Annotated in this window: 8 protein-coding genes and 1 pseudogene; 3 read left to right on the plus strand and 6 right to left on the minus strand. The window is 44.5% G+C overall.

Features of this window, described 5'->3' with window-relative positions:
* Positions 1 to 14: 14 nt before the first annotated feature.
* The 5 genes from dhaR to R7E78_RS13890 all read right to left on the minus strand — a co-directional run bounded on the left by dhaR (position 15) and on the right by R7E78_RS13890 (position 8269).
* Complete coding sequence (dhaR, locus tag R7E78_RS13870) at positions 15 to 1940, minus strand: dihydroxyacetone kinase operon transcriptional regulator DhaR (protein WP_213968486.1); 1926 nt, start codon at positions 1938 to 1940, stop codon at positions 15 to 17.
* A 145-nt stretch (positions 1941 to 2085) separates the two neighbouring features.
* Positions 2086 to 2616, minus strand: a complete 531-nt coding sequence (locus R7E78_RS13875) for an MltR family transcriptional regulator (protein ID WP_005379708.1) — start codon at positions 2614 to 2616, stop codon at positions 2086 to 2088.
* An 86-nt stretch (positions 2617 to 2702) separates the two neighbouring features.
* A complete protein-coding gene (locus R7E78_RS13880) occupies positions 2703 to 3851 on the minus strand; it encodes a mannitol-1-phosphate 5-dehydrogenase (protein ID WP_062730758.1) in 1149 nt (382 codons plus the stop codon).
* 111 nt (positions 3852 to 3962) lie between these two features.
* Positions 3963 to 5915 (minus strand): PTS mannitol transporter subunit IICBA, encoded by a 1953-nt coding sequence (locus R7E78_RS13885; RefSeq protein WP_005379710.1) that lies wholly within the window; start codon positions 5913 to 5915, stop codon positions 3963 to 3965.
* Between the two features lie 590 nt (positions 5916 to 6505).
* A complete protein-coding gene (locus tag R7E78_RS13890) occupies positions 6506 to 8269 on the minus strand; it encodes a lysophospholipid acyltransferase family protein (RefSeq protein ID WP_318057949.1) in 1764 nt (587 codons plus the stop codon).
* Positions 8270 to 8502: 233 nt separating this feature from the next.
* Here R7E78_RS13890 and R7E78_RS13895 point away from each other — a divergent pair, with 233 nt between their 5' ends.
* The 3 genes from R7E78_RS13895 to R7E78_RS13905 all read left to right on the plus strand — a co-directional run bounded on the left by R7E78_RS13895 (position 8503) and on the right by R7E78_RS13905 (position 11336).
* Positions 8503 to 9222 carry an SIMPL domain-containing protein gene (locus R7E78_RS13895; RefSeq protein ID WP_318057950.1) on the plus strand — a complete coding sequence of 240 codons (720 nt, stop codon included), beginning with the start codon at positions 8503 to 8505 and terminating at the stop codon, positions 9220 to 9222.
* 223 nt (positions 9223 to 9445) lie between these two features.
* Positions 9446 to 9721 carry a hypothetical protein gene (locus tag R7E78_RS13900; RefSeq protein ID WP_005379716.1) on the plus strand — a complete coding sequence of 92 codons (276 nt, stop codon included), beginning with the start codon at positions 9446 to 9448 and terminating at the stop codon, positions 9719 to 9721.
* A 247-nt stretch (positions 9722 to 9968) separates the two neighbouring features.
* Complete coding sequence (locus tag R7E78_RS13905) at positions 9969 to 11336, plus strand: tyrosine-type recombinase/integrase (protein WP_318057951.1); 1368 nt, start codon at positions 9969 to 9971, stop codon at positions 11334 to 11336.
* A gap of 50 nt (positions 11337 to 11386) precedes the next feature.
* Here R7E78_RS13905 and R7E78_RS13910 read toward each other — a convergent pair.
* Positions 11387 to 12529: pseudogene (locus tag R7E78_RS13910) on the minus strand (ATP-binding protein); the annotation flags it as partial.
* Positions 12530 to 12606 lie beyond the last annotated feature (77 nt).

Below are 12606 nucleotides of genomic sequence, written 5' to 3' on the forward strand. Positions count from 1 at the left end.
CGCCAATTCACGACTTAATACAGCTTCATTTGCTCCTGCAGCCCAAACTTATTAATTTTTCTCCATAAGGTCGTGCGGCCAATTTGCAATGCTTTCGCCATATCATGCATTTTGCCATCACACTGATTCCAAGCCTGAACAATCGCTCTTCTCTCGGCTTCTTCTAACGTGATTACTGGCGTATTTTCTGCGGTATGGCGAGAATTCAGTTTAATGTCTTCAGGAATATCGTTCAGCTTGATTAAGTTGGAACTGCGGTTAAGCAAAATTCGCTCAGTTCGATTTCTTAATTCAGAGTTGTTGCCTGACCAACGAAAATTCATCAACGCTTCCAGTGCGACTGGTTCTATCGAGATAGTCACATTGTGGCGGCGTTCGTAATGGCTGATAAGCTGCTGGACGAGAAATTCAATGTCTTCTTTACGCTTTCGTAGTGGTGGAATATGCAGCTCGTTCGAGGAGATTTCATAATAAAGTTGCCGACCAAATGAGCGCTGAGTGACATACTCGCTGATCTCTGAAGAGGTGCTGGTGATAAGTTGAAAGTCTACGGGGATCAATCGCAAACTGTCGCTGCGGCTGACGAGCCCAGTTTTTAACAACTTAAGTAGCACGGCTTGTAAATCGGGCGACAGATATTCCACCTTTTCTAAAAAGAGCGTACCGCCATGGGCGAGCTCAAACTTTGAAGGCATGCCTTGCCCCTCGTCGTATCCCAGGGTTTCTTTGACCAGTTGCTCTGTATTGATGGAGCGACAGTTGAGCGTAATGAATGGCCCTTCTTTGTAGGTGCTTTCGTTATGAATCGCCATGGCGAGAGTGGCTTTTCCTACGCCTTCTTCACCTGTAATTAGAATTGGTGATTTGGACTTTATGGCCCGTTTTGCCACGGTAATGACATGCTTCATTTTTCGTGAAATGACAGGCAAAGTGCTGAACGTATAGCGCGCACTGCCACCTATTTGTTGTTGAGCAAGTTCGCGAATTTTATCGATAGGGTGCAAGAACAATAAGTGTGTGCCGTCGTTGAGTGGACGCAAGGTGATGATCGCTTCAACAAACTCGCCACGAACCTCTACCGTTGTGAGTTTACGGTTTATGCTCGCACCTGACTCAATACTAGTAAGGACATTCGGTGGGAAGCGCAAAACAGAAAAGACTTCTTTATCCAAGACCTGACTGGCTTCAATGTTTAACAAACGCTCGGACTGGTGATTTACCATGGTTATACGGCTTTCTTCATCCCAGGCCAGAAGGCCGTCATCCATGCACTCTAACGTTGCGTTATGCGCACAAGTGAGGCGGTTCATGTTTTCTTGTTCCGACTGAATGTGGATTTGCAAGCTGACTTCTTTCGCGCTCGACGCGATGATGACTAAGTCTTCTTTCTTATAGCTTTCCGCTTTTCTGAAAAGGCATGTTGTACCGCGTAATTTGCCAAATTGGTCGAAAACAGGCGCCGCTACAGAGGCATAAGAGTGCAAGTGGCGATTGAAATGTTCGGCAGCAAAAACTTCACACGGGATATGAGTGTTGATACAGAGATTGACTGCATTTGTGCCTATCTTTCCTTCGGAGAGAAAACAGCCTTGTTTTATGCCGAGCGTTTGCATCTCTTGTCGCAAAGAGTCGTGCCCGACGGTGGAGAGAATACAGCCGTTGCCATCGGTTACCATCAACACCAGGTCTTCGTCACCAAGCATATCGTACGTATCTTCAAGTACGGTCGTGGCGCATTCGATGAGATGCTCGTTGCGCTTCATTAGAGATGAGAAGGTAAATCCAGAAGCAATATGTGGTTTTGACCAGGTGTAAGGGCTGCATTGCTTTATGCAACGCTCCCACGACTCGAGGACGGGAGTGCGGGAAAATTCTGGAGATACCCAGTGGTGTTTCTGGAAAAACTCCCACTTAGTTTTAGTGTCTTCGATTGAAAGCATGCGATACCGTTTCAATACTAGCGATAGATTGGTCTGATGTTACAGAGACATCGGAATATGGACTGTGATGGCTTTCACGCACGTTGTATAGAAGAATGTGCAAAAAGGGGGGCGAGTTGAGGAGGCTTCCGTGCCAGTTTTTCGATTAAAAAGGGCTGTCTTTGCCGAGCTCATTGCAAATCTCGACAATGGCAAGTGAGAGCCCTGACTTAATGATTTGTTGTTGACGTTGCAGTTGTAGCTGATAAAACTCAAGGTCGATGTCGTCATCTGGTTCGCTGACTTCCAGTTGTACCATGCCCATTTTCTTCACCAAGTGCAGTTTCTTAATTGGTTCTAGAATATTCGGGTCAGTGAATTCGTAATCTGAAGCGTCACTATTGAGTTGGTTTTTGAGTTTGATGATGTCTTCGATGTCGTGGTAAATGTCATCGGGGAGCACTCCCAAGCCAAACAATAACTTCAAACGAACAGACAGATCGCCCAGCGGTCCAGAGTCTTGTAACAGCGGACCGACAACCGATTGAACAGCGAAGTTATCTTTACGAAAGATTCTTTGCACCAACCCGTCGATCGAATCGTTAAAAACGTCGACTGCTGCAATGAAAAAGCCTCGTACCGATGGGGCGCTGTTTAATCGCTCAATGATCTCGGTTTCGTTGATGTTATCTGCCATATACTGAATACATTTCTAATTATTAGCTATCCCAACTCTTCAAGCAGAGAAGGACATAGAAGGGGAGCCGAGCTCCCCTAGGTAAATCAAAGTTGGTTGTAAAGTGTCTCGATTTGAGCCACTTCAGCACTGTCTTCTGCAAGACCTGTGTATGTCGCTAGCGTCTTCTTCACACCCACTTCTTTTAATGAGTTTTGTAGCTCTACGGCTTGTGGGTCAGTGTCGTTAGTGTACTTCAACGCAGCGGCAATGCCTTTCAAAAGTGTTTGATTTTCAGTGCCATACTCAATTGTACCGAGTAAAGGCTTCACTAATCTATCGTTTGCACCCAATTTTCGAATTGGTTGACGACCTACGCGATCCACCTCATCCACTAAGTATGGGTTGGCAAAGCGTCCTAAAATCTTCTCGATGTAGGCGTTGTGCATGTCACGGTCGAAGCCGTAACGTTTGATCAGCACTTCACCACTCTCTTGCATCGCCTGTTTTACTTCAGCGTGAATGCTTGGGTCTTCAATTGCTTCACGAATGGTACGATGGCCTTTCAAGCAACCTAGGTAAGCGGTAATGCAATGGCCTGTATTGAGAGTGAATAGCTTGCGTTCTACGAATGCCATTAGGTTGTTGGTTCTTTCCATGCCAGCTATGTCAGGGATTTCGCCCTTGAATTGCTGCTCATCCACAATCCATTCGCTAAAACTCTCTACAGTGACTTCTAGTGGGTCATCGTTCGCCGCTTCTGCTGGTGGTACGATACGGTCTACCGCTGAATCGACAAAGCCAACCAACTCGTCTGCTTTCGCGTGCAATGATTCATCCAAGTGTTTGTACACTTCACCTTTTAGGTGTGTGGTGCCACGAACCATGTTTTCACACGCTATGATGTTCAATGGTTTATCGTTACCTGCTGCAAAGCGTTTAGCAATGCCGGTAGCGATGGTTTTTGCAATGATGTCCAGTACGTTAGGGCCAACCGCTGTTGTTACCAAGTCGGTTTTTACAATGCGGTCGATGACATCTTCACTGGCTGAGTTAACCGCGGTGACGTGAGTTACTGTGTCGATTTGGCACTCAGTACCGACCACTTTTACTTTGTATTCTTGCTTGTGACTCAGTTGGTCGACGAGTGGAGCGTCAACGTCTGCGAATGTCACCTCGACTTCTGCGTCTGCTAATAGTTTACCGATGAAGCCACGACCAATGTTACCTGCGCCAAAATGAACTGCGTTTTTCATAATTCTTACCTACCAATGTCTAAAATGTTGACTTACGAAACTAGGGGGAGGCCAACCGCATAGGGGGTGACAGCTGACCCCATTTGCCTCAGGAGCAAATTAAAGGGGTAATTAAGCCGCTTGTTGACCGCCAAGGATGTTTAGAATCTCTTCCACATCGTTGGTGCTGGTTAGCTTCTCAATTGCCTCCGGCTCATCGAGCGCGTTCGTAATGGTGGTAATCACCTGGATGTGCTCATCGTTCTTAGCGGCAATGCCGATAACCAGTTTCGCAACATCGTCGTCGTCTTCAGTAAATTGGATACCCGATGGGTATTGGCAGATTACAATGCCGGTTTTCTTCACGCGGTCTTTCGCTTCCACCGTACCGTGAGGCACTGCGATAGATTCGCCTAGGTAAGTTGGAACCAATGCTTCACGCTCAAACATCGCGTCTACGTATTCTGGTTCTGCGTAGCCAAGTTCGACCAACTTGTTGCCCGCGAAGCGAATCGCTTCTTCTTTGTTGGCAGCTTTCAAACCTAGGTGAATGTTTTCACGCTGGATTTGGAACACCGACGTTTGCTGTGGCTCGAAGTTGTCGTCGTTTGCTGCCACGAGCGAAACTTTTACCATTTGGTCGTCATTGGCTGCGGATTGGTTTTGCGCTGCTAGTAGTTTGGTGACTAGCTGGTTGTACATCTCGCTGTCTAGGAAGTTAGTCAATGAAATGTGGTGTGCGTTTGGAGCATGCTTACGTGCACGATCCGTTAAGTCTTTATGAGTAATCACGATATCTGCACTCTCTGGTAAGCTGTTAATGGCAAGGTTGGTTACGTGGATGTTCAGACCTGCGTCTTGAACCTTTTTGCGTAGCATGCTCGCGCCCATTGCACTCGAGCCCATGCCCGCATCACAAGCGACAATGATGCTTTGTACTGTCGCTAGGTCTACGTCACCTTTGCTTTGGCTGTTTACCACCGCATCGTTTTTAGATGCAGATTTCATGTCTTTCATTTGTGATGTTGCTTTTTCTAGTGCTGCTTCATCACCGTCTTCTTCTGTTGACGTTTGTGTCTTCATTAGCAGTGCTGCTACGGCGAATGACACGCCTGTTGCCGCTGCTATAGACGCCAGAACACCAACGATTGAGCCTTTCTGAGTCATCAACAAGATTGCAAAGATTGAACCTGGTGATGCTGGAGAAACGATACCTGCGTTAAAGATAGTTAGTACGAATACGCCAGTCATACCACCTGCGATAGCCGCAAGGATTAGGCGAGGGTTCATTAGGATGTATGGGAAGTAAATCTCGTGGATACCGCCGAAGAAGTGGATGATTGATGCACCACCTGCCGTTTGACGAGCCGTACCTTTACCAAACACCATGTAAGCTAGCAGGATACCAAGACCAGGACCAGGGTTTGCTTCGATTAGGAAGAAGATCGATTGACCTGTTTCAGACGCTTGCTGGATACCCAGTGGAGAGAAAATACCGTGGTTGATCGCATTGTTTAGGAAAAGGATCTTCGCAGGCTCAACGAAGATTGAAGTCAGTGGTAGTAGGTGAGCAGAAACTAGGAAGTTAACGCCTGCCGCCAAGCCACCAGAAAGAATTTTTACGAATGGACCGATAAAGATGAAAGCAAGGATCGCACATAGCATGCCGATGATGCCCGCAGAGAAGTTGTTAACCAACATCTCGAAGCCACTTTTTACTTTACCATCGATGTAGTTATCGAATTTCTTGATAGCCCAGCCGCCCATTGGGCCGACCATCATTGCACCCATAAACATTGGGATGTCTGTGCCGACAATCACACCCATTGTTGTGATTGCACCGACTACCGCACCACGATCGCCACCAACTAATTTACCACCGGTGTAACCGATAAGTAGTGGCAGCAAGTAGGTAATCATTGGGCCAACCATAGAGGCTAACGTTTCGTTTGGTAGCCATCCAGTTGGGATAAATAGAGCAGTGATAAAGCCCCACGCGATAAACGCGCCGATGTTTGGCATTACCATGTTTGACAGAAAACGACCAAAATTTTGTATCTTGATCTTGGCATCTGGTGATATCATAACAATTCCCCGTTCGATGTTCTGATGAATCTTGTTGTAGTAAACGGTTCGCCAAAACCGTTTGTTTGATTGCTTAGTACCCAATCAATTTACCACACATTTTCCAATTGGAACTGACAACGGGTTTTTCGTGATCTACGCCCGCATTTCTTGGGCTGAGAAACGGTTTTTAAGTGACCAAGTTCAACTTATTAACTTGTAACTTAATAACAAAAAGCCACTTTCAAATCTGTCAATAAAAATCTTAGTGATCAATTCGATCTTCTGACAAATTTAAAATCAAAATACTTTGTGACCTTGATCACTTTTAATTTCTTTTGAAATTCAAATTAAATACCAGTAACGATCAATATCACATTTTGTGCTGGTTTGGTCTGGGTGTAAAATGTGATCTAAGTCGATTTTGGTGTTTTGTGAAAGTTTGCGACGGGATTGGCGTGTTCAATGTCATTGCGACTCTTCGATAGAATGTATTTATAAGAGTCTTTTCGGCGTACTTCACGAAGTGCTCTTATCTAATTGATAGAAAAGTAAAAGAGAGTCGCTACACTGCTTTTATTGACTCACAACTCCCTTCTTACTCACTGCCCTTACTTATGGTTGCTATTAGCATGGTAGGTGAGGTATTCATGAGTTTGTTCGCGTCCCATATACCTTGCCAACGTCTTTTCTTGAACATCGCGCAAATCCACCGTAATCAACCCATCTAGCGCGTTATTGAATGCAGGATCGACATTAAAGCACACCAGTTTGCCATTGAGGCTTAAGTACTGACGCAGTAACACGGGCACACCTTTCCCTTCATCGATTCTGGCAATTACGCGTGATAGTAACTGTAAATCTCCCAGAGCAGTAAGCATGCTGGTGTTCCAGTCACGGTGGTGCTCGGGAAGTGGGTTAGAAGGCGTGACGTACTCTGCGCAGTTGTTATCGTAGTGGTGCAGCGTCATTGATTGGGCAAGCAGTTGGCGCGCAGTATCGCTATAGTCGTTGCTAATGCTTACCGGACCAAATAGGTGAGTGTAATCTGGGTTTTGATGCACGAAGGTTGCGATGCCTTTCCACAGCAGCAGTAGCGCGCTCATGCTCTTTTGATATTGCTGTGCAATCACTGAGCGCCCCATTTCGATGGATTTACCCATTTGGTCTATAAAGCGTTGGTCATAGTTAAACAACGTTCGTGAATACAGACCTGCTACGCCGCGCTTTTCAATCAGTTGATCAACTAGACCTAAACGATACGCGCCCACCAAGCATTGGTTTTCTCTGTCCCACACAAACAGATGCAGGTAATCATGATCGAAATGGTCAATGTCTATTGCTAGTCCTGTCCCTTCGCCAACCTGTCGAAAATTGAGCTCACGTAGGCGACCAATTTCATGTAGTAGGGAAGGGATGTTCTGCGACTCCGTGCAGTAAACATCGAACTCACCACTTGTTAGCAGCTTGGACTCTTTTGGTAAGTTGTTCAGCTCTTCAAGCAATTCGCCTACGGGTAACCCTGCCGCTATTGGAGAGAGCATTTCTGATGAAGAAGAAGGCTTCACTGAATGGGTTTCACGATTGAGCAAGTAAGTGTTGAGCCGCAAATAGTTCACCACTTGATCATCGTTAAGTGTGTTGAGCTCTTTGAATTTAATCGCTTGGCCAAAAGACAAGTTGATGGTTTGTGCATGTTTGTTCAGTAGCTCCCGCCCGAGCATTAGGGTACGCAAAAGTGGATGGATTTTCCCTGCCATATAGAAGCGTTTCGAGTTCTGACCACTGATGAATACTGGAACTGTCGTTGCTTTGTTTTTGCGGATCAGGCTACTTACGCTTCGACTCCACGCTTTGTCTTCCAAGCGTTGCTGTTTGGCATCGACTAACTGGGAAACCTCACCGGCAGGAAAGACAAGCAATAAGCCGCCACTTGCGAGGTGTTTATTAGCCGCTCTGAGGGCCTTCATATTTGATTTGACGGCGTCTTTGCCTTCAAACACATCGACACCAATGAAGAGCTGATCTAACTCTGGTACGGTTTTCAGGTATTGATTGGCTAGAATTTGGATATCGTCTCGTACCATCAACAAGAGTTCGGCCAAGATGACGCCTTCCACACAACCAAGCGGGTGGTTCGCCACAATGACGGTAGCACCTTGTTTAGGCACTGAGTCGAGTGAACCATGAGCAATGCGATAATCGATACCTAAGACATCCAGCGTGAAGCGGAGAAAAGTTTTGGTATCGGCATTAACGGGGCGTTGGGCGTAGAACTTATCAAGTTGGTTTAAACCGGTTGCCCATTCAGCAACGTTTTCACCAATGCCAAACGGCGTTTTACGTGGGAGACGAAAAGGGGTCGAACTATCCATATTTACCTCAGCGTACAAGTTGCTGATTGGATAGTAGAAATTACAGATGACAATTCAGAGGCAAAAGCATGAGCCTTTGGTGACAAACCAATGAAGCTTTATTGACTAAAGAAAACGGTATATCACTGTGCTATGAATCAAAACTCGCGTTATGTCTCCCTCTTAAAACAAGAGATAGGCTATCTTATCTAGAACAAAGATTAAGCTAAGTTGATATTTATCAGGGGGAAATAATGGAACGAGTTTCCAATAAAGCAGCACTTTGGATTGGGCTAAGTTTGATACTTGGTCTTGGCATACTTGGCTATTTTATGCAGCAGACGGCGGTGAAATACCGAGCCTATGAAAGAGTCGTGACAGTAAAAGGTTTGTCGGAGCGTGAGTATCCTGCTGATACGGTGATTTGGCCGATTCAATTTACTCTAGCGAGTAATGATATGGGAGCCATGTTTGATGAAATTGACCAGCAAACCCGTTTGATTTTGGACTTTCTAAGTGCCAAAGGGCTTCCTGAAACCAGCGTTTCCCTTTCTTCCCCAGCGGTCATTGACAGAAAAGCACAGCAATATGGGAGCGAGCAAGACATTGAGTATCGTTATTTGGCCTCGCGAACCGTTACGGTTTATAGCCAGAGTGTTGATGTTGTTCGAGCGGCAATCAATGAAATAGGTGAGCTAGGAAAGCAAGGCGTTTTGCTTAACCAAGATCCTTATGCAAATCGTGTTGAGTACAGCTTTACTAAGCTGAATGATGTGAAGCCAGACATGATCGAAGAAGCGACTAAGAATGCGCGTAAAGTGGCTGAGAAATTTGCGAAAGACTCACAGAGTTCACTGGGTAAGATCAAACGTGCAACTCAAGGGCAGTTCTCGATTTATGACCGAGACAGCAACACGCCTTACATTAAGAAAGTACGAGTGGTATCGACGGTTCAATATTACTTATCTGATTAAAGTTGCGCTCATATAGTCAATAGTTGGTCGTTCCATCACCTTCTATTTGTAGAGGTATCTATGCTCTGTGATAGGGAAATCAGTCTTCGCTGACGCTATATACAAGTACTTTTTTATAAAACTAAGTTCTTAACAGTGATGAGGTGAGTTTGATAATAATCAAGCTCACTTGTTTCTTATGAGCGTAAGTTAGTATGACTTATTGCTAGAAGGAATTAGTATCATGGCATACAAGCACTTTGTTAGAGAACTACTGGGTTTAGCGATTGTTGTCTCTGTCGTCTTTGGCGTATTAGGCGTGATGTTAGAGCTCTTCGCACTGACGGCACTTTGGGAGCATCAGCAAACGATAGCCGATGTTTTTTTCCATGAATCTCTCTACTTCATCGTATTTTTAATCCCACCATACTTCCTCTGGAAGTTGATTAACCGCCCTGAATTGGTTTCTGCTGATCAAGCTTATTTGGCAATGAAGTTAGAGGCTGAAAGTCGACAATGAGTCCTACCAGGTTCATTTTTATGAGTATGCAATGCTTAGTAATTGCCATTAAATTCAAACAGTTAAACGTTTGTCTTTGTTGCGTTAGTTTGCATTGATTTTCATGTCACTTTTCTCTTGTCTGACCCATTACCTGACCTAGCTTTGCTTAGGCAGGAAGTTTGTCAATATCATTTTTGGCTGCTTTTAGGTTATGCCTATTGGCCTAGAAAGTTAACTTCGCCAAAAAAGACAAGAGAAAATCAGAATGTTAACTGTTACTAAAATTCAATCCGCGACCAGTCGTAAAAATTCCTATTATCTCTGGGATCAATCAGGTCAACGCGGTACAGGGCGTTTGGGAGTAAAAATTTTCACTAGTGGGAAAAAGCAGTTCGTGTTTCGCTACTACCAGCACCAGAAAGAAAAATTTATCTCAATCGGTTTATTCAGTGCACGTGCTGGCAGCATGACTCTTACAGAAGCTCGCGAGAAAGCCCAAGTTTTCTCACAACTGTTGCTCGGCGGAAAAGATCCTAAATTGCACCTTGAACAACTAGAGAGCGAGCAGAAAAAAATTGATGCTGAGAGTAAAAGCTTAGGAACCATTGATGAGCTATTTCATAGCTATACGGAGCGTATGAAAATAGATGGAAAGAGAACGTATGAAGACGTGCGAAATGCGCTGGTACGAGAGTTCTATCCATACATAGACAAAAACACCAAAGCGTGTGATGTAACGACAGATGATATTAAATACGTTATTAGTAAGATGATCCAGCGCGGAGCTATCACCCAAAGCAACCGAGTACGTAGCTATGTTATGGCGGCGTTTAACCATGGGATGCGCTTTGATAACGATCCTCGCTACTTCTCTTTAGAGTCGAAATTTGGCATAAAATACAATCCTGTAGCACCAATTCCTAAGCAAAAAGATGGAGAGCGCATTGGTGAAAGGTTCTTAGAATGGCGAGAGTTACGGCGTCTGCTAAAAGATCTTCGTGAAAACTATGATCTTGTACCCATCGGACAAGATTTGAAGCACTTACTTCAACTGTGCATCTATCTAGGGGGGCAACGACCGTATGAGGTGATTACACTTGAATGGTGGAATGTTGATTGGGAAGAAAGGTTTGTCTGCATTACCAAAGAACGTTCCAAAAACAAAAAAGATCATATCGTACCGTTGAACGGATTGGCTTTTGAAATACTTCAGAAACAATATGAGCTTTCTGGTGGTGGACGATATGTTTTTCCAAATCCAAAAGATGCAGAAGAACCCATGAAGACTAGCTCAATTTGTCGTGCAGTGACTCGTTATCGCAATGCCGTGGGGTTCGATAAGTTTGTGCCTAAAGATTTGCGTCGAACGTGTAAAACTTTGATGGGGGCATGTCGAATCAGCAAAGAAGTTCGAGATCGTATTCAAAATCACGCGTTACAAGATGTGAGTACACGTCACTATGATCGCTATGACTATTTTGATGATAAATTAGGTGGGCTTGAAACCTGGAGCAGTAAATTGAAAGAGTTGATTGGGTATGTTCCACCAGCGTTGTCAGTTGTACCCTCCGCTGAAACGTTACCTTTTCCAGACATTAAAAGTACTCAGTCGCTAAGAGCTAATCTTAAATAAAGATTGTTTTTGAAAGCCCCATTGGGGCTTTCTGTTAATTTTGTTACTACCTAGTTCTTGTCTAGATCATTCAGGTGATCAAGTAAGTATTCGGTGTAGTAAAGCGGCATCACGATGTGCTCCTTCTCTGTTGCTGGAGAGCCTTGAGTACCTGTAAGTTTGATTGTCTTGTGGGGTTTGCACTTCTCGATGTAGGATTGCAATGATTTCGCACGGGTTCGCTTACCGCTTTTTACTTCTACAGGTACGATACGACCTAGGTCATCAGCGATAATGAACTCTATCTCTGCTCTTGCGTCTCCCCAAGAGAAACTTGGTTCAATGCCTAACGCAGCGATTTCCTGTTGAACATAGTTTTCAGCGACATATCCCTTGTATTCATAGCCTTGCTGTTTGATTTCACGGTAACCAGTGCCGAGCATATGGTTCAATAGCCCTACATCAAAGAGAAATAGTTTAACTGTATTTTCCTTCTGATACGCAGCTAAAGGAGAACGAGGCTGCCCTTCAATAGGATGATTTTTTAAAGCAAGCCGACACTTGTGAAGCCATGTGATCGCACTTTCATATTCAGCATAGCGAGACTTGCGTTCGTGAACTCCCTTGAATTTAAACCGTTTAACGGAGTCGTCGAATACCGAAGATAGTTGAGCGGGAATGCTTCGAAATACAGATTCGATTAGCTGTGCATCCACTTTTCCAGAGTACTTTCCGAAATCACGCATGTAGCCCTCAATTAAATTCCTATGGACTTCAGATACGGCTTCAATGCGTTCAATAATACTGAGTTCTGAGTTTTCGAACCATGAGTTTACGGCTTCAGGCATGCCGCCAACAAAATAGTAGTCGGTCAGTAGTTCGATTAATTTTGTATGAGCTGCTGGAGAATTCAGCTTTTGGTCAAACGCTTTTTGCAGTGCTTTTTCTCCAGATGCCCACAAGAATTCCCTGAAAGTCAGTGGCTTTAAATTGTGTTGCTCAACTTTTCCAACGGGAAAGGACGTGAGCAATCCGATATTTGAACCACTAGCAGCAACATAAGCTTTGGGAGCCTTTTCTGCAAAGTACTTAAGAGAGGTGACCGCTCTTGGACATTCACCAATTTCATCTAAAATAAGAAGATCTGTCGATGGTTCGAAGATTTCTCCTGTTAAGAGTTCAATGTTGGTGATGATGTCATCAGGGTTTAGAGAGGCTTTGTTGCGTAATTCAGACGAGAAACCAAACCTCCTAAAGTTGACCGACTTTTATACAATATACTGAGTTTCAG

The sequence above is a fragment of the Vibrio sp. YT-19(2023) genome (assembly GCF_033337395.1).

Bases quoted from the DNA above. Each gene is read 5' to 3' on its own strand.
- dhaR (WP_213968486.1), bottom strand. From the start codon at position 1,940: ATGCTTTCAATCGAAGACACTAAAACTAAGTGGGAGTTTTTCCAGAAA.
- R7E78_RS13875 (WP_005379708.1), bottom strand. From the start codon at position 2,616: ATGGCAGATAACATCAACGAAACCGAGATCATTGAGCGATTAAACAGC.
- R7E78_RS13880 (WP_062730758.1), bottom strand. From the start codon at position 3,851: ATGAAAAACGCAGTTCATTTTGGCGCAGGTAACATTGGTCGTGGCTTC.
- R7E78_RS13885 (WP_005379710.1), bottom strand. From the start codon at position 5,915: ATGATATCACCAGATGCCAAGATCAAGATACAAAATTTTGGTCGTTTT.
- R7E78_RS13890 (WP_318057949.1), bottom strand. From the start codon at position 8,269: ATGGATAGTTCGACCCCTTTTCGTCTCCCACGTAAAACGCCGTTTGGC.
- R7E78_RS13895 (WP_318057950.1), top strand. From the start codon at position 8,503: ATGGAACGAGTTTCCAATAAAGCAGCACTTTGGATTGGGCTAAGTTTG.
- R7E78_RS13900 (WP_005379716.1), top strand. From the start codon at position 9,446: ATGGCATACAAGCACTTTGTTAGAGAACTACTGGGTTTAGCGATTGTT.
- R7E78_RS13905 (WP_318057951.1), top strand. From the start codon at position 9,969: ATGTTAACTGTTACTAAAATTCAATCCGCGACCAGTCGTAAAAATTCC.